This is a genomic window from Mycobacterium sp., assembly GCF_032162605.1.
Classification (GTDB): domain Bacteria; phylum Actinomycetota; class Actinomycetes; order Mycobacteriales; family Mycobacteriaceae; genus Mycobacterium.
The window spans coordinates 1-17,683 of the sequence record NZ_JAVROT010000190.1; the positions used below are offsets into that span (position 1 = coordinate 1).

The window sequence follows — 17,683 nt, forward strand, 5'->3', positions numbered from 1 at the left end:
GAAGACTCGATGCACACGTCCGGCCGGGTGGACCAGGCGATCGCCAAGCTGCGCGAGACCGGCAACATCTACGAGAAGGACGGCGCGACCTGGTTGCGCACCAGCGAGTTCGGCGACGACAAAGACCGCGTCGTCATCAAGAGCGACGGCAACCCGGCCTACATCGCCGGCGACCTGGCCTACTACCTGGACAAGCGCCAACGCGGCTTCGACCTCTGCATCTACATGCTGGGCGCTGACCACCATGGCTACATCGCACGACTCAAGGCAGCAGCGGCGGCCCTCGGCGACGATCCGAACACGGTCGAGGTGCTGATCGGCCAGATGGTCAACCTGGTGCGCGATGGCCAGCCCCTACGGATGAGCAAGCGGGCGGGCACCGTCATCACCCTCGACGACCTCGTCGACGCCATCGGAGTGGACGCGGCGCGATACGTGCTGATCCGTAGCTCCGTCGACACGCCCATCGACATCGACCTCGCGCTGTGGTCGAGCGCATCGAGCGAGAACCCGGTCTACTACGTGCAATACGCGCACGCGCGGTTGTCGGCCCTGGACCGCAGCGCTGCCCAGCTCGGCGTCATCGCCAGTACCGCCAACCTCGAACTGCTCACCCACGACAGGGAGGGCACACTGATGCGCAGCATCGGCGAGTTTGCGCGGGTACTGAAAACGGCTGCCTCGCTACGCGAGCCGCACCGCGTGTGCCGCTACCTCGAAGATCTCGCGGGCGACTATCACCGGTTCTACGACTCCTGCCGGGTGCTGCCGCAGGGCGACGAGCAGCCGACGGATCTGCACGCGGCCCGTCTCGCGCTGTGTCAGGCCACCCGCCAGGTCATCGCCAACGGACTCGAGATCCTAGGCGTCCATGCACCGGAGCGCATGTGATGGCGCATCCAGCCGGACCACGCCACGCCGAGGACCCCCGCCACGGTGGTACCCCCGCCATCCCGCAGACCGCCGCCGAGATGCTGATCCTGGCCCGGAACGTGTGGCCGCGCAACGCCATCCGCGATGCCGACGGCACGGTGTCGATCGCGGGCGTGCCCGTCACACAGTTGGCCGAGGAATACGGCACACCCCTGTTCGTCATCGACGAGGACGACTTCCGGTCCCGCTGCCGCGACATCGCCGCAGCGTTCGGCGGTGGGGACCACGTCCGGTACGCCGCCAAGGCGTTCCTGTGCAGTGAGATCGCCCACTGGATCGACGAAGAGGGGTTGTCGCTGGACGTCTGCAGCGGAGGCGAGCTCGCCGTCGCGCTGAATGCGAACTTTCCGCCCGATCGAATAGCGCTGCACGGCAACAACAAGTCGATCGCCGAACTCTCCACCGCCGTCAAGGTCGGCGTGGGTCACGTCGTGCTGGACTCCGTGACGGAGATCGATCGGCTCGAAGCCATCGCCGGGGAAGCGGGTGTCCTCCAGGACGTGTTGGTGCGCGTGACCGTCGGCGTCGAGGCTCACACCCACGAATTCATCTCGACCGCACACGAGGACCAGAAGTTCGGTCTTTCACTGGCCAGTGGCGCCGCGATGGACGCGGTCCGGCGCGTGTTCGCCGCGGACCACCTGCGACTCGTCGGGCTGCACAGCCACATCGGCTCGCAGATCTTCGACGTCGCCGGCTTCGAACTCGCCGCGCACCGTGTGATCGGCCTGCTGCGCGACGTCGTCGCCGAGTTCGGCGTCGAGAAGACCGCTCAGATGTCCATCGTCGACCTCGGCGGTGGGCTCGGGATCTCCTACCTGCCGCAAGACGATCCGCCGCCGATAGAGGAACTCGCCGCCAAGATCGGCGCCATCGTGATCAGCGAGTCCACCGCCGTGGGCCTGCCCGCACCGAAGCTCGTCGTCGAGCCGGGTCGCGCGGTCGCGGGTCCCGGCACCATCACGCTCTATGAGGTGGGCACGGTGAAGGACGTCGCGGTCAGCCAGGCGGCGAACCGTCGCTACGTCAGTGTCGACGGCGGGATGAGTGACAACATCCGAACCTCGTTGTATGGCGCCGAGTACGACGCCCGCCTGGTGTCACGCATCAGCGACGCAGCTCCGGTGCTCGCCCGTATCGTCGGAAAGCACTGTGAGAGTGGTGACATCGTTGTCCGCGACACCTGGGTGTCCGACGACGTCGAGCCCGGCGACCTCATCGGGGTCGCCGCAACCGGCGCCTACTGCTATTCCATGTCGAGCCGGTACAACCTGCTGGGCCGCCCCGCGGTGGTGGCCGTGCGCGACGGTGTGTCGCGCCTGATCCTGCGCCGTGAGACGGTGGACGACCTTTTGAGCCTGGAGGTAAGCAACTGATGGTTGACAACGAGAAGCCGGTCGGCGTGGCCGTATTGGGACTCGGAAACGTCGGTAGCGAGGTCGTGCGCATCATCGAGGCGAGCGCACGCGACCTCGCTGCCCGCATTGGGGCTCCGCTGGAGCTTCGTGGCATCGGAGTCCGACGGGTGGCGGCCGACCGCGGGGTGCCGGTCGAGATGCTGACCGACGACGTCGACGCACTGGTCTCACGCGACGACGTCGACATCGTCGTCGAGCTCATGGGTCCCGTCGAGCCGGCCCGCAAGGCGATCCTCGCCGCGTTGGAGCGTGGCAAGTCGGTGGTCACTGCCAACAAGGCGCTGATGGCCCAGTCGACCGGCGAGCTGGCTCAGGCTGCCGAAAGTGCGCGCGCCGACCTCTACTTCGAGGCTGCCGTCGCCGGCGCCATCCCGGTGATCCGGCCGCTCACCCAGTCGCTGGCCGGCGACACCGTGCTCCGTGTCGCGGGGATCGTCAACGGCACCACCAACTACATCCTTTCGGCGATGGACGAGACGGGCGCCGACTACGCGTCGGCGCTCGCGGACGCGAGTGCACTCGGCTATGCCGAGGCCGATCCGACGGCCGACGTCGAGGGCTATGACGCCGCCGCCAAGGCCGCGATCCTGGCCTCGATCGCCTTTCATACCAGGGTGACCGCCGACGACGTCTACCGCGAGGGCATCACCAAGGTGAGCTCTGACGACTTCGAGTCCGCACGGGCGCTCGGCTGCACCATCAAACTGCTGGCGATATGCGAGCGCATCATCAACGACGAAGGCCAGCAGCGTGTTTCGGCCCGTGTCTATCCCGCACTGGTGCCGCTGGAGCACCCGCTGGCATCGGTCAACGGTGCATTCAACGCGGTCGTGGTCGAGGCCGAGGCGGCCGGGCGGCTGATGTTCTACGGCCAGGGTGCAGGCGGCGCCCCGACGGCCTCGGCCGTGATGGGTGACCTCGTGATGGCGGCCCGCAACCGCGTCCAGGGTGGCCGCGGACCGCGCGAGTCGAAGTACGCACAGCTGCCCATCGCACCGATCGGGTTCATCCCGACCCGTTACTACGTGAGCATGAACGTGGCCGACCGGGCCGGCGTGCTGTCTGCGGTTTCGGCAGAGTTCGGCAAGCGCGAGGTCAGCATTGCGGAGGTCCGGCAGGAGGGAATGGTCGACGACGGCGGTCAGCGTTGTGGCGCCCGCATCGTCGTCGTCACCCACCGGGCCACCGACGCGGCCCTGTCCGAGACAGTGGAGGCGCTGGCGGATCTCGACGTCGTGTCGAGCATCAACAGCGTGCTGCGACTGGAAGGAACCAACGAATGACCGATGAGTCGCTTGCGCGAAGAGCATCGGGAGGAGCGCACACGGCCGTGCATCAACCCTGGCCCGGTCTGATCGCCGCCTACCGCGACAGACTGCCCGTCGGTGACGGCTGGACGCCGATCACCCTGCTCGAGGGCGGGACGCCGCTCATCGATGCCAAGCGGCTTTCCGAACAGACCGGCTGCATGGTGTACTTGAAGGTCGAGGGACTCAATCCCACCGGGTCGTTCAAGGACCGCGGCATGACGATGGCCGTGACGGAGGCGGTGGCCCGTGGCCAGAAGGCGGTGTTGTGCGCGTCCACCGGTAATACGTCCGCCTCGGCCGCCGCCTACGCCGCGCGGGCGGGCATCACCTGCGCGGTGCTCATCCCGCAGGGCAAGATCGCGATGGGCAAGCTCGCGCAAGCGGTGATGCACGGCGCCAAGATCATTCAGATCGACGGGAACTTCGACGATTGTCTCGAGCTGGCACGCAAGCTGACCGCGGACTTCCCAACGGTCTCGCTGGTGAACTCGGTCAATCCGTACCGGATAGAGGGTCAGAAGACGGCGGCGTTCGAGATCGTCGACGCCCTCGGTAAGGCCCCCGACATCCACGCCCTGCCCGTCGGCAACGCGGGGAACATCACCGCGTACTGGAAGGGCTATACCGAGTATCACCGCGACGGATTGAGCGATCGGCTGCCGCGCATGTTGGGCACCCAGGCCGCCGGCGCCGCTCCTCTGGTATCCGGTAAGCCGGTCAGCAACCCCGAGACCATCGCTACCGCCATCCGGATCGGCTCGCCTGCATCGTGGAACTCGGCCGTCGAGGCGCAGCAGCAGTCGAACGGGCGGTTCCTGGCCGCGACGGACGAGGAGATTCTCGCCGCCTATCACTTGGTGGCGCGCAGCGAAGGGGTGTTCGTCGAACCCGCGTCCGCGGCCAGCATCGCGGGTCTGCTCAAGTCCGTCGAGGACGGCTGGGTGACGAAGGGTTCCACCGTGGTGTGCACGGTCACCGGCAACGGGCTGAAGGACCCCGATACGGCGCTGAAGGAATTGCCCCCCGTCGCGGCCATCGCCGTGGACCCCAACGCCGTCGCTGCCGAGCTCGGGTTGGTCTAGCGAAGTGTTGCGTTCGTGATGCAGATCCTGCCCGCCGGGCTGGCGGCCACGGCTGTGGTGGCTGCCTCGAGTGCGAATCTCGGCCCCGGCTTCGACAGCCTCGGCCTCGCGCTGGGCCTCTACGACGAGATCTACGTCGAGACAACCGAATCCGGACTCTCCGTCGAAGTCGAGGGGGAGGGTTCGGGTCAGGTTCCGCTGGACTCGTCGCATCTGGTCGTACGCGCGATCGAACACGGCCTGCAGGCGGCGGGCGTCAGTGTCGCCGGGCTGATCGTGCGCTCCCGCAACGCCATTCCGCACTCACGTGGCCTCGGCTCGTCCGCTGCTGCCGTAGTTGGCGGACTTGCGGCAGCCAATGGTCTTGTTGCTCAATCAGATTCAACTCCTGCGTCGAACGTCGAATTGATTCAGCTGTCGTCGGAGTTCGAAGGACACCCCGACAACGCCTCGGCGGCCGTCCTCGGCGGCGCGGTGGTGTCGTGGACCGAGGGGGGAGGCCCCGTACCGCAGTACGCCGCCGCGCAGATTCGGTTGCATCCGGACATCCATCTGTTTCCCGCGATCCCCGAAGTCCGTTCGTCGACCGCGGAGACGCGGGCGGTCCTTCCCAGTGAGGTCAGCCACGCCGATGCGCGGTTCAACGTCAGTCGTGCCGCACTGCTGGTGGTTGCACTCACGGAGCGCCCGGATCTGCTCATGCCTGCAACTGAGGACCGCCTGCACCAACCGCAGCGCGCCGCCACCATGCCCGCCTCGGCGGAATATCTGACGCTACTTCGCCGTTGTGGTGTTGCGGCTGTGCTTTCGGGCGCAGGGCCTGCGGTAATCGCATTCAGTACCGGCTCGGAACTGCCCGCCGAGGCAGTCGAGTACGGCGCCGCGCACGGGTTCGCCATCGGTGAGATGTCGATCGGTGACGGCGTCCGCTGGGCGCCGACGGAGGCGCTCAGCTGCGATACCCGGGTCAAAACCGGGACCGACTAGTTGACAGGCGTGACACGAGAATCGGGCGTGTTTCTTGCTTCCAGCGGCGATGCGGGTTATTCTCGCTCTCGTCCAGCAATCGCAGCGTCTGTGCCTGCGCCTACACTAGGACGACAACCAATCCTTCTCGTGGATGACGGTTCGCCGCATTGCGGCGAACCCAGGGCGATCACCGTTGCACGAGCAATGGTGGCACAGGCAATTGTGGGACTTAAGGCATTCGGTAGCCGGCATCCAGCGGATCAGCTGAATGCGACGAACCCTCGCAGAATCGGATCAGTGAGGGAAAGAAAGGAAATCCGTGTCTGATACGGACCTCATCACGGCTGGTGGCAGCAGCGACGACGTTGAGCTGTCGAGCCCCGTGAATTCACCCATCGTGGAAGCGGTTTCGTCCGCGCCGGTCGAACCCGCCGCTGCGCCGGCCGTGGAAGCCCCGGCGGGCGCCGTGTCGCCCTCGGGTGACCGCCCGACCGCCTTGACCGCCATGGTGCTTCCCGATCTCCGGGCGCTCGCAGGACAAATTGGCGTCAAGGGCTCGTCCGGCATGCGCAAGAGTGAGTTGATCGCCGCCATTCGTGAGCACCGCGGTGAGACCAACGGCGCTGCCGCGCAGAAACCGAAGGCTGCCGCCGTGACCGCCCAAGCCGCCGACGCCCAGTCGGCACCGCCGGTCGCCGGCGCCGCAGTTGACGTTGCCGAGCAGGCGGCACCCCCGCGTCGGGAGCGCCGCGGCGCGTCCCGTGGCGCAGGCGTTGCTAGTGACGCGCAGAGCTCCGACCAGCAGGTCGCGCAGGAGAAGACACAGGACAAGCCCTCCGAGGAGAAGGCACCTGAGGACGAGAAGGCACCTGAGGTCAAGGCCAGCGCGAAGGTCGACAGGGTCGCGAAAACCGACAAGGTCGAGAAGACCGACAAGTCCGATAGGGGCGGCAACCAGAACAAGGATTCCGCTCAGTCGGAGGGGCCGAAGAACGACCGCCAGAACAAGGGCGGTGACGCCAGCGGCAACGCCAACAACGCCAACAACAACGGCGGCAATCGCAACGCCAACAACGCCAACAACGCCAACGACGACGGTGACGACGACGGCGACGGACGTGGGGGCAGGCGCGGCCGCCGGTTCCGCGATCGCAGGCGGCGCGGCGAGCGCGGCGACGCCCAGGGCGGCGGCAACAACGACCGCGACGCCGAACTGCGCGAAGACGACGTCGTCCAGCCCGTTGCGGGCATCCTGGACGTCCTGGACAACTACGCGTTCGTTCGCACCTCCGGGTACCTGGCGGGCACCAATGACGTGTACGTGTCGATGAACATGGTCCGCAAGAACGGCCTACGTCGTGGTGACGCCATCACGGGTGCGGTCCGTGTCGCCCGTGAGGGAGAGGGCGGCGGCGGCAACAGCAACAGTGGCCAGAACCCGCGGCAGAAGTTCAATCCGCTGGTGCGGCTGGACTCCGTCAACGGCGGACCCGTCGACGACGCCAGGAACCGTCCCGAGTTCGGCAAGCTGACCCCGCTCTACCCGAATCAGCGTCTGCGTCTCGAGACCACTCCCGACCGGCTGACCACCCGCGTCATCGACCTGATCATGCCGATCGGCAAGGGCCAGCGCGCGCTCATCGTCTCCCCGCCCAAGGCGGGCAAGACCATGATCCTGCAGAGCATCGCCAACGCGATCACCGTGAACAACCCCGAATGCCACCTCATGGTGGTGCTGGTCGACGAGCGACCCGAGGAAGTCACCGACATGCAGCGCTCGGTCAACGGTGAGGTCATCGCCTCCACCTTCGACCGGCCGCCGTCAGACCACACCGCGGTCGCCGAGCTGGCCATCGAGCGCGCCAAGCGTCTCGTCGAGCAGGGTAGGGACGTCGTCGTATTGCTCGACTCCATCACCCGGCTCGGACGTGCCTACAACAACGCGTCGCCTGCCTCGGGCCGCATCCTCTCCGGTGGTGTCGACTCGACGGCGCTGTACCCGCCGAAGCGCTTCCTCGGCGCGGCCCGCAACATCGAGGACGGTGGCTCGCTGACGATCATCGCCACGGCCATGGTCGAGACCGGATCGACCGGTGACACGGTGATCTTCGAGGAGTTCAAGGGCACCGGCAACGCCGAGATCAAGCTCGACCGCAAGATCGCCGAGCGTCGCGTGTTCCCCGCGGTGGACGTCAACCCGTCCGGTACCCGCAAGGACGAGTTGCTGCTGTCCAGCGACGAGTTCGCCGTGGTGCACAAGCTGCGGCGCGTGCTGTCGGGACTCGACTCGCACCAGGCCATCGACCTGTTGATGAGCCAGTTGCGCAAGACGAAGAACAACTACGAGTTCCTGGTGCAGGTCTCCAAGACCACGCCCCAGAACATGGACTCCGACTAAGAGTCGAATCGCGAGGACCCCCGCACGCCCATCATCGGGAGGCGGGGGTTTCCTCGTCTCGGGGTCAGTCCAGCGCCGGGTCGGCCCGGAGGCCGGGCATGACATAGCGACGGACGTGCTCGAGCACCGCGTCGTGGTCGGCCGGGTCCAGTCGCTGGCCAGGCACCGTTGCCAGCGAGAGCAGCACGCGCGCAACCCATTCCGAGGCCTCCGCGACGTCGACGTCGACGTGGATCTCTCCGCGGTCGCGCGCGGCGACGAGGTAGCGGGACCAGAAGTCGCCGAGGTCCGGCACCAAGCCCTGAACGCCTGCCCCCGCGCAGGCCGCGAAGTCCTCCGGCTCCTCCATGCGCAGCTTCATCAGCAGCGTGCCGGGGTCGGTGTACGCGGTACGGCCGTGCCGGATGCCCGCCGCGATCTGCTCGTCGAGGCCGTCGATCTGTTCGAGCATCGCGTGCGATTCCGACCAGTACGCCTCGTTGAGGCGCACGATGGCCGCCCCCAGCAGAGAGTTCTTGTCGGGAAAGTGCCGGTAGAGCCAGCCCCTGGACACCCCGGCCACCTCGGCGACCTCGGAGACCGTGGTCGAGCGAATTCCCTTGGCGCGCAAGCACACCTCGGCGGCGTCGATCAGCCGGTCGCGCACGCTCTTGGAGGCCGACCGAGGCGCAGTGGTGCTCGTCAACGGCGGCTCCTGTCAATTCGCAGCGCCACGGGGTGGCACGGATGCATTCTGCCCGTAGCCAGACGGTACCGTGTGGCAGGTCACTAGTAGACACTTTGTACATTCTGTTCACGCGAGACCGAGGTGGGCCAACGATGGCAGACACGCTCCAGCAGCTTCTTCGGACGAGGGCCGAGGTCGATTCGGTTGCCATCAGACACGGCGACCAGGTCTGGACGTGGCGCGACCACATCGCCGCCGCGAGTGCGCAGGCCGCGGCCGTCGTCGCCGCGGCGGATCCGTCGAAGCCGTTGCACGTCGGCGTGCTCATGGGCAACACCCCGGACATGCTCACCGCGCTCGCGGCCGCCGGACTCGGCGGATACGTGCTGTGTGGCATCAACACGACGCGCCGGGGTGACGCGCTGGCCCGTGACATCAACCGGGTCGACTGTCAGATGGTGCTCACCGACCCGGGCCACATGGAGTTGCTCGACGACCTGGACCTGCCAGGGGTCACCGTGATCGACGTGTCGACCGACGACTGGACTGCGCGGCTCGGCGCGGCGCCGACCCTGGTGCCCCACCGCGACGTCGCGCCCGACGACACGTTCATGATGATCTTCACCTCCGGGACCAGCGGCGAGCCCAAGGCCGTCGAGGTATCTCACGCCATGGTGCTGTTCGCAGGCAGCGCACTCGTCGAGCGCTACGGCCTCGACGCCTCCGACGTCTGCTACCTGGCGATGCCGCTGTTCCACTCGAACGCCGTCTACGCGGGCTGGAGCGTTGCGCTCGGCGCCGGTGCGGCCATGGTCCCCGCGGCCTTCTCGGCGTCCCGCTTCCTGCCGGACGTCCGCCACTATGGGGCCACCTACATGAATTACGTGGGCAAGCCGCTGGCCTACATCCTCGCGACGGCCGAACAGCCCGACGACCGCGAGAACCCACTGCGCATCGCGTTCGGCAACGAGGCCGCCGACCGTGACATCGAGGAGTTCGGCCGCCGCTTCGGCTGTGCGGTCTGGGACGGCTTCGGCTCGACCGAGACCGCCGTGATCATCACCCGACCCGACGACTGCCCACCCGGCTCGATCGGCAAGGGCTTCCCCGGCGTCGCCATCTACGACCCGGAGACCGTCCTCGAGTGCGAGATCGCGCAGTTCGACGAGACGGGTGCGCTGCGCAATGCCGACGCAGCGACGGGGGAGCTGGTCAACACCAGCGGCAGCGGGCTGTTCCGCGGCTATTACAAAGACCCCGGCGCGACCGACCAGCGGGTGCGCCACGGAATGTACTGGTCTGGTGACCTCGCCTACCGGGATGCCGAGGGGTGGATCTACCTGGCGGGCCGCACGGCCGACTGGATGCGCGTGGACGGCGAGAACCTCACCACGGCGCCGATCGAGCGGATCCTGTTGAGGCTGAACGCGATCAGCCGGGTGGCCGTCTATCCCGTGCCCGACGAGTACGTCGGCGACCAGGTGATGGCGGCGATCGTGCTGCGCGACGATGCCGAGCTGACCCCCGCGGCATTCGAGGAGTTCCTCAAGGCCCAGCGGGATCTCTCCCCGAAGGCATGGCCCCGCTACGTCTGGATCGCCGAGGACCTGCCGAGCACGGCCACCAACAAGATCCTCAAGCGTGAGCTGATCACCAGGGGAGTCGATCCGGCGGGCCGCACGGTGTGGAAGCGCGACGGCACGGAGTTCTTCGACGCGGCGGGCCACGTGTCGGCCACGCCTGCCGAGGTCACTGGTACGGGTCGCTGACTTCGTGCAGCGACATCAGCATCGTCCGTAGTTGCCGGTAGGCCGTTGCGCCGAATTGGCTGCGCCACTCGTCTTCGATCTTGGTCACCTCGGCCGCCGCTGCGGCACAGAGTTTCCTGCCCCTTGCGCTGAGCGCGACCAGGCGCGCTCTGGCGTCGGCAGGGTCGGGTCGGCGCACGACGTAGCCGCTGCGTTCGAGCTCGTCGATCAGCGCACCTGCGGTCTGCTTGGTCACACCAGCCTGCTCGGCGAGGTCGGTGATGCGAATGCCTTCAGGGCTCAGCCGCTGCGCGGTGCGACACTGCGCGACCGTCACGTCGTCGAAACCTGCCGCCCGAAGGGCATCCATGACCTTGGTCTCAGCGGCCCGGTGGACGACGAACAGAAGTGTTGCGGTGCTGGGCGGTTCGGTCACGACTTCCAATCCTAGCTTGCTTTAGTACGGTTCCCTGTCTATATTTCGTCAGTAGTACTGACTAATTGGAGGCGGCATGGATGCCGAGGCGACATGGCGGCACATCGATCAGCAGCGAGCCGACCTCGCAGACTTCCTCGAGGCGCTCACGACCGACCAGTGGGACACCCCGTCCCTCTGCGCCGGCTGGACGGTTCGCGACGTCGGCGTACACCTCACCCAGTCCGCCGCGAGCTGGCCGCGAATGGCCTGGGAAGCGGTGCGCTCGGGATTCCGCTTCAACGAGATGGCGGCTCGGGCCGCCCGCGAGGACCACAGCACGCCTGCGGAGATCGTCGCGACGATGCGCGGGATGGTCGGCGGGCGGCGACGGCCACCGGGCACCGCCGTCGCCGACCCGTTGATGGACACCCTGGTGCACGGTCAGGACATCGCGATCCCCCTCGGCATCGACCGGAAGATTCCGGTGGAACCCGCCATCGTCGCCGCCGAGCGGCTGTGGGCGATGGGATTTCCGTTCCATACCCGCAAGCGTTTCCCGGGGGTGGAGCTCGTCGCCGACGATGCGGACTTCCGCGTCGGCTCCGGCGATCGGGTGAGTGGGGCGATGTCGGACATCCTCCTGGCGCTGGCTGGACGTAACGCCGGACTGGACGGTTTGTCCGGCCCAGTGCCGACTGTCGCTCGTCGGTGACAGCGCTGGAATAGCGGCCCACCCGCGGGCGTTTAGGTCTCTGACGGCTGACCTGGCATAATCGACCGTCGACACCTCGGTTCCGGTTCACGTCTGAAGACTCAGGTCAGAAATTCAGGCGACCCGGCGGCCACCCAACGAAGAGGACCAAGATGAGATCGGGTATTCACCCCAATTACGTAGAGACCACCGTGGTCTGCGGCTGTGGCAACAGCTTCCAGACGCACAGCACCAAGGAGAGCGGCCAGATCACGGTCGAGGTCTGCTCCCAGTGCCACCCGTTCTATACCGGCAAGCAGAAGATCCTCGACAGCGGCGGCCGCGTCGCCCGCTTCGAGAAGCGCTACGGAAAGCGCGCCGGGGCCGCCGAGAAGGCCGCAACCGACAAGTAGTCAGCTGATCGGCGCCCGTTCTGTCGCATTCGTGATGGGCGGGCGCCGATTGCGTTTCTGCGACTGTCCGGCACTGCGTCACACCGAAGCGTTCTTCAAAGGAGGGCACGATGGCGAGCACCGACGCTGCCACCAGGGTTGACGCGCTCCTGGCCGAGCACGCCGACCTCGAGCGCCAGCTCTCGGACCCGGCGCTGCACGCCGACGCGGGCGCCGCCCGCAAGGTGGGGCGCCGTTTCGCGCAGCTGTCACCGATCGTGTCCACCCACCGCAAGCTGGAGACTGCGCGCGGTGATCTGGAAGCCGCGCGGGAACTCGCGACAGAGGATGCGTCGTTCGCTGCCGAGGTGCCCGAACTGGCCCACCGTGTCGACGAACTCGAGACTCGGCTGAGTGACCTGCTGGCGCCACGAGACCCGCACGACGCGGATGACGTCGTGATGGAGGTGAAGTCGGGGGAGGGTGGCGAGGAGTCGGCACTGTTCGCCGCTGACCTCGCCCGGATGTACATCCGGTACGCCGAACGGCACGGTTGGAACGTGACGGTGCTCGACGAGACCTTCTCCGACCTCGGCGGCTACAAGGACGCCACGCTCACGATCGCCAGCAAGGGAGACGCGGCCGACGGCGTCTGGTCGCGTCTCAAGTTCGAAGGTGGCGTTCACCGGGTGCAACGGGTGCCGGTCACCGAGTCTCAGGGCCGCGTGCACACGTCGGCCGCGGGCGTGCTGGTGTACCCGGAGCCCGAGGACGTCGCTGCGGTGCAGATCGACGAGTCGGATCTGCGGATCGACGTCTACCGGTCCTCCGGCAAGGGCGGCCAGGGCGTCAACACCACCGACTCGGCGGTCCGCATCACGCACCTGCCCACCGGCATCGTCGTCACCTGCCAGAACGAGCGTTCGCAGCTGCAGAACAAGGCCCGCGCCATGGTGGTGCTGGCGGCCAGGTTGCAGGCTCTCGCCGAGGAGCAGGCCTCTGCTGACGCTTCGGCGGACAGGGCAAGCCAGATCCGGACCGTCGACCGCAGTGAGCGCATCCGCACCTACAACTTCCCCGAGAACCGGATCACCGATCACCGCATCGGGTTCAAGGCGCACAACCTCGACCAGGTTCTCGACGGCGATCTCGATCCGATGTTCGACGCGCTCGCCGCCGCCGACAAGCAAGCCAGGTTGCAGGAGACATGACACGCCTGCGGCGGGCCATCGACGAGGCCGCCGGCACGCTAGCGCAGGCAGGAGTCGACAGCGCACACGTCGACGCCGAACTCCTCGCCGCGCACACCGCCCGGGTCGACCGCGGCCTGCTGGCGTTCCACGAGCCGGACGAGCGCTTCTACGACAGCTACCGGAACGTCGTCGACGCTCGGGCGCGCCGGATCCCCCTGCAGCACCTGACGACTTCGGCCGCCTTCGGAACGGTCGTCCTCGAAGTGGGGCCAGGCGTATTCATCCCCCGCCCGGAGACCGAGTCGCTGTTGGAATGGGCTCTTGGGCAACGTCTTTCGCCAACGCCGGTGATCATCGACCTGTGCACCGGGTCCGGGGCGCTCGCCGTCGCACTCGCAGACGGCAGTCCACGCGCTCACGTCGTCGCCGTCGAGGACTCCGCCGATGCGCTGAGGTATGCCCGACGCAACTGCAAGGGCCGCGACGTCGAACTGATCGACGCCGACGTCACGGATCCACGGCTGCTCGGCGAGCGCGACGGTACCGTCGACCTGGTGGTGTCGAACCCGCCCTACATTCCCGACGGCGCGGCCCTGGAACCCGAAGTGGCCGAACACGAACCGGCCCACGCCTTGTTTGGCGGCCCCGACGGAATGCGGGTCATCGGTCCGATCGTGACGCTGGCTGCCCGTCTGCTTCGCCCCGGCGGCTTCGTGGGCGTCGAACACGACGACGACACCGCGGCATTGACCGTCGACCTCTTCGAATCCTTTGGCGCCTTCACCGAGGTGACGTCACGGCGGGACCTCGCCGGTCGCCCCCGGTTCGTCACGGCGACGCGGACGGGTTCAGGCTAGGAATCATGACTTACCAGCGAGAAGCGGAGCGGGATCGCGCATGACTTACCAGCGAGAAGCGGAGCGGGATCGCGCATGACTGAGATATTCGACTGCGCGGATGCGGGACAGCGGCCCATCGGCATCGCGTCGGCGATCAGCGCGCTCAAGGGGGGGCGGCTCGTGGTGCTGCCCACCGATACCGTCTACGGCATCGGTGCCGACGCCTTCGACGGTGCCGCCGTGGCGGCGCTGTTGTCGGCCAAGGGACGCGGTCGCGACATGCCCGTGCCCGTGCTCGTCGGGTCATGGCACACCATCGACGGTCTGGTGTACTCGGTGCCCGAGTCCGCCCGTCAACTCATTCGTGCGTTCTGGCCGGGAGCGTTGAGTCTCGTCGTTCAGCAAGCTCCGTCCCTGCAGTGGGACCTCGGCGACGCGGCGGGCACGGTGATGCTCCGTATGCCGCTGCACCCAGTGGCGATCGAGCTCCTGCGCGAGGTCGGCCCGATGGCGGTGTCGAGCGCGAACATCTCCGGCCACGCCGCCGCCGTGACGGCCGCCGATGCGCGCGATCAGCTCGGTGACCTCGTCGAGGTCTACCTCGAGGCGGGGCCGTCGGCCCAGGGCTCGGCGTCGACGATCGTCGATCTCACCGGTGCGCAGCCGCGGGTGCTGCGGGAGGGGCCCGTCACGTCGGCGGCCATCGCCGACGTCCTCGGACTCGAGGCCGAGACGCTGACGGCCTGACGCCGAAACTCTCGCCAGCGAACGTCGGCGTGGCGAGGACGTCGTGGGTCTCAGGTCGGTCCAGTACATTTCACCGCGTGGAAGGCCTGCTCGCATTGTCGGACCGCGGTGCTGGCGTCCCCTTGCGGGAACTTGCGCTGGTCGGGCTGACCGCGGCGATCATCACGTACTTCGCCACGGGCTGGGTGCGCGCGCTGGCCACCCGGCTCGGCGCCGTCGCCTACCCGCGTCAGCGTGACGTCCACGTGCAGCCGACGCCGCGCATGGGCGGACTCGCGATGTACATCGGCATCGTCGCCGCCGTTCTGCTGGCGTCGCAGCTGCCCGCACTGACACGAGGCTTCGTGTACTCGTCGGGCATGCCTGCCGTGGTCGTGGCGGGCGGGCTGATCATGGCGATCGGGCTGATCGACGACAGGTGGGGTCTCGATGCCCTCACGAAGTTTGCAGGCCAGATCACCGCCGCCAGCGTGCTGGTCACCATGGGTGTGGCGTGGAGCGTGCTCTACATCCCGATCGGCGGCGTTGGCACCATCGTGCTCGACCAGGTGACGTCGATCCTGCTGACGCTGGCGCTGACGGTGTCGATCGTCAACGCGATGAACTTCGTCGACGGACTCGACGGACTCGCCGCAGGTCTTGGCCTCATCACGGCGGCGGCCATCTGCATCTTCTCCATAGGTCTGCTTAGGGACCACGGCGGCGACGTGCTGTTCTACCCGCCGGCGGTGATCTCGGTGGTGCTGGCAGGCGCCTGCCTCGGCTTTCTGCCACACAACTTCCACCCGGCGAAGATCTTCATGGGTGACTCTGGCTCGATGCTGATCGGCCTGATGCTGGCGGCGGCGTCGACGACCGCTGCCGGTCCGATCTCTCAGAACGCCTACGGGGCGCGGGACGTCTTCGCATTGCTCTCGCCGTTCCTGTTGGTCGTCGCGGTGATGTTCGTGCCCGCCCTCGACATGTTGCTGGCCATCGTGCGTCGCACTCGCGCCGGCCGCAGCCCCTTCAGTCCGGACAAGATGCATCTGCACCACCGGCTGCTGCAGATCGGCCATTCGCACCGGCGTGTGGTGCTACTGATCTACCTATGGGTGGGCATCGTCGCGCTCGGTGCTGCGAGCACCATCTTCTTCGACCCTCGGCACAGCGCTGCGGTGATGCTCGCGGCGATCGTGGTCGCCATCGTCATCACCCTCATTCCTCTGCTGCGACGGGGTAGAGAAGTTCCCAGCGAGCTGTCAGACTAGGCAGTACGACGCAAAGTAGTAGGACCCGGTTTAGGCCCGCCTACCATGTGGTACGGTGCTGGCAGAACCCGAAAAACCTCGCGGGTTGCCGGCCCGGCCCATCGGTTTGCACAAGCCGATCGGCGCCGATGTACGACCGACAAAGGGAGCTACCCCTTGGGTGATTCCAGCGCGATTGACGCCCTCCGATACGCTCGGGCGGCACGCACCGGATCATCGCTCGTCAAAGGGGACAGCTTCCGTGAAAGCGTGGATTGAAGGTGAGTCAGTGACGACGCCAGCGCAGGACGCGCCGTTGGTGTTTCCTTCCGTGGCCTTCCGGCCGGTGCGCCTCCTCATCGTCTCCGTGGCACTCACCGGACTGGCACTGCTGGCGTCCGGGTTGACCGGTCACATCTTCTTCGGGGCCTTCTTCGGCGTCGGCCTCGGCCTGGGTTTGCTCAATGCGATGTTGGTTCGCCGTGCCGTCGAGTCAATCACGGCCGAGGACCATCCGCTCAAGAAGAAGATGGTGGTCAATTCGATGACGCGTTTGTTGGTCATTACCGCCATCGGGTTGACCATCGCCATTGTGTTCAAGAAGCATGACGGACTCGCCGTGCTGTTCGGACTCGCGATCTTCCAGGCGGTGCTCGTGATCAGCACCAGCATCCCCGTGATGAAGAAGCTCCGCGCCGACGGTCTGGACGTCGTGGAATCGGAATCGAAGGATAGAGCTGACGGCTAATGATTGAGACTGTTTCCGCCGAGGCGGCGATCCACGTCGGGGTCCACGAACCCCTCTGGCATCTGTTCGGCATGACGATCAACGGTGACACCGTGATCAGCACGTCGATCGCCGCGGTCATCGTGATCGCGTTGGCTTTCTTTCTGAAGTCCAAGGTCACCTCCACCGGAGTTCCAGGCGGAGTGCAGCTGTTCTTCGAGGCCATCACCATTCAGATGCGCCAGCAGGTCGAGGCGGCGATTGGCATGAAGATCGCACCTTTCGTGCTGCCACTGGCAGTCACCATCTTCGTGTTCATCCTGGTGTCGAACTGGCTCGCGGTTCTGCCCGTGCAGTACGGCGGGTCCGACGGTGCGGCAGGCGAACTGATCAACGCCCCGGCGGCCGACATCAACTATGTGCTGGCCCTCGCCGCGTTCGTGTTCATCTGCTACAACGCCGCGGGCGTCTGGCGTCGTGGCGCGTGGGGCCACGCGAAGAAGCTGGTCAAGGGCCACGTCACCCTCATGGCCCCGATCAACGTCATCGAGGAGCTTGCCAAGCCGATCTCGCTGGCGCTCCGGCTCTTCGGCAACATCTTCGCAGGCGGCATCCTCGTCGCGCTCATCGCTATGTTCCCCTGGTACATCCAGTGGGCACCGAATGCCATCTGGAAGACGTTCGACCTGTTCGTCGGTCTGATCCAGGCGTTCATCTTCGCACTGTTGACGATCCTGTACTTCAGTCAGTCAATGGAGCTGGATCACGAAGAAGACGAGAAAGCGCACCACTAGAAGCCTGTACGACCCCGTACGACCAGCAGTCCTGGTGGCACCACCACCAGTTACCAAGGAGGAATAAGGAATGGATCCAAACGCCCTCATCACGGCCGGTGCTCTCATCGGCGGTGGATTGATCATGG

The 17,683-nt window shown here is 66.7% G+C and carries 17 protein-coding genes; 15 read left to right on the forward strand and 2 right to left on the reverse strand.

The window, feature by feature from the left end; genetic code table 11:
• The 6 genes from argS to rho all read left to right on the forward strand — a co-directional run.
• Window positions 1–891, forward strand: an 891-nt coding sequence (gene argS, locus QOI01_RS11830) for an arginine--tRNA ligase domain-containing protein (protein ID WP_526381070.1), incomplete at its 5' end; no start/stop codon positions are given.
• 80 nt (window positions 892–971) lie between these two features.
• On the forward strand, window positions 972–2,309 hold the full coding sequence (lysA, locus tag QOI01_RS11835) for a diaminopimelate decarboxylase (protein WP_526381098.1): 1,338 nt from the start codon (window positions 972–974) through the stop codon (window positions 2,307–2,309).
• On the forward strand, window positions 2,309–3,634 hold the full coding sequence (locus tag QOI01_RS11840; RefSeq protein WP_526381072.1) for a homoserine dehydrogenase: 1,326 nt from the start codon (window positions 2,309–2,311) through the stop codon (window positions 3,632–3,634). Before lysA ends, QOI01_RS11840 begins: the two co-directional genes overlap by 1 nt.
• On the forward strand, window positions 3,631–4,743 hold the full coding sequence (gene thrC, locus QOI01_RS11845; protein WP_526381074.1) for a threonine synthase: 1,113 nt from the start codon (window positions 3,631–3,633) through the stop codon (window positions 4,741–4,743). Before QOI01_RS11840 ends, thrC begins: the two co-directional genes overlap by 4 nt.
• A gap of 18 nt (window positions 4,744–4,761) precedes the next feature.
• Complete coding sequence (gene thrB, locus QOI01_RS11850; protein WP_526381100.1) at window positions 4,762–5,730, forward strand: homoserine kinase; 969 nt, start codon at window positions 4,762–4,764, stop codon at window positions 5,728–5,730.
• A gap of 301 nt (window positions 5,731–6,031) precedes the next feature.
• Window positions 6,032–8,110, forward strand: coding sequence for a transcription termination factor Rho (rho, locus tag QOI01_RS11855; protein ID WP_526381076.1), 2,079 nt, complete (start codon window positions 6,032–6,034; stop codon window positions 8,108–8,110).
• A gap of 64 nt (window positions 8,111–8,174) precedes the next feature.
• On the opposite strand, the gene QOI01_RS11860 is transcribed toward rho, so the two are convergent.
• On the reverse strand, window positions 8,175–8,795 hold the full coding sequence (locus QOI01_RS11860; RefSeq protein ID WP_526381078.1) for a TetR/AcrR family transcriptional regulator: 621 nt from the start codon (window positions 8,793–8,795) through the stop codon (window positions 8,175–8,177).
• Window positions 8,796–8,929: 134 nt separating this feature from the next.
• Here QOI01_RS11860 and fadD1 point away from each other — a divergent pair, with 134 nt between their 5' ends.
• Window positions 8,930–10,546: a fatty-acid--CoA ligase FadD1 gene (fadD1, locus tag QOI01_RS11865; protein ID WP_526381080.1), complete on the forward strand. Its 1,617-nt coding sequence runs from the start codon at window positions 8,930–8,932 to the stop codon at window positions 10,544–10,546.
• Here the strand turns inward: fadD1 and QOI01_RS11870 are convergent.
• Window positions 10,527–10,961 carry a MarR family winged helix-turn-helix transcriptional regulator gene (locus tag QOI01_RS11870; RefSeq protein WP_526381082.1) on the reverse strand — a complete coding sequence of 145 codons (435 nt, stop codon included), beginning with the start codon at window positions 10,959–10,961 and terminating at the stop codon, window positions 10,527–10,529. The genes fadD1 and QOI01_RS11870 overlap by 20 nt on opposite strands.
• Window positions 10,962–11,037: 76 nt before the next feature.
• Here QOI01_RS11870 and QOI01_RS11875 point away from each other — a divergent pair, with 76 nt between their 5' ends.
• From QOI01_RS11875 to atpB, 8 genes are all read left to right on the forward strand, one after another.
• Window positions 11,038–11,655 carry a maleylpyruvate isomerase family mycothiol-dependent enzyme gene (locus QOI01_RS11875; protein ID WP_526381084.1) on the forward strand — a complete coding sequence of 206 codons (618 nt, stop codon included), beginning with the start codon at window positions 11,038–11,040 and terminating at the stop codon, window positions 11,653–11,655.
• Between the two features lie 152 nt (window positions 11,656–11,807).
• Complete coding sequence (rpmE, locus tag QOI01_RS11880) at window positions 11,808–12,047, forward strand: 50S ribosomal protein L31 (protein ID WP_526381086.1); 240 nt, start codon at window positions 11,808–11,810, stop codon at window positions 12,045–12,047.
• A gap of 110 nt (window positions 12,048–12,157) precedes the next feature.
• Window positions 12,158–13,237, forward strand: coding sequence for a peptide chain release factor 1 (prfA, locus tag QOI01_RS11885; RefSeq protein WP_526381088.1), 1,080 nt, complete (start codon window positions 12,158–12,160; stop codon window positions 13,235–13,237).
• The gene (gene prmC, locus QOI01_RS11890) at window positions 13,234–14,076 is read left to right on the forward strand and encodes a peptide chain release factor N(5)-glutamine methyltransferase (protein WP_526381090.1); all 843 of its coding nucleotides are present in this window, start codon (window positions 13,234–13,236) and stop codon (window positions 14,074–14,076) included. Before prfA ends, prmC begins: the two co-directional genes overlap by 4 nt.
• Before the next feature lie 75 nt (window positions 14,077–14,151).
• Window positions 14,152–14,805, forward strand: coding sequence for an L-threonylcarbamoyladenylate synthase (locus QOI01_RS11895; protein ID WP_526381092.1), 654 nt, complete (start codon window positions 14,152–14,154; stop codon window positions 14,803–14,805).
• 77 nt (window positions 14,806–14,882) lie between these two features.
• Window positions 14,883–16,055 carry a glycosyltransferase family 4 protein gene (locus QOI01_RS11900; protein ID WP_526381094.1) on the forward strand — a complete coding sequence of 391 codons (1,173 nt, stop codon included), beginning with the start codon at window positions 14,883–14,885 and terminating at the stop codon, window positions 16,053–16,055.
• Window positions 16,056–16,323: 268 nt separating this feature from the next.
• Window positions 16,324–16,782, forward strand: a complete 459-nt coding sequence (locus QOI01_RS11905; RefSeq protein WP_526381102.1) for an ATP synthase subunit I — start codon at window positions 16,324–16,326, stop codon at window positions 16,780–16,782.
• Window positions 16,782–17,555, forward strand: a complete 774-nt coding sequence (gene atpB, locus QOI01_RS11910; protein WP_526381096.1) for a F0F1 ATP synthase subunit A — start codon at window positions 16,782–16,784, stop codon at window positions 17,553–17,555. The genes QOI01_RS11905 and atpB overlap by 1 nt, the downstream gene beginning before the upstream one ends.
• Window positions 17,556–17,683: the final 128 nt, after the last annotated feature.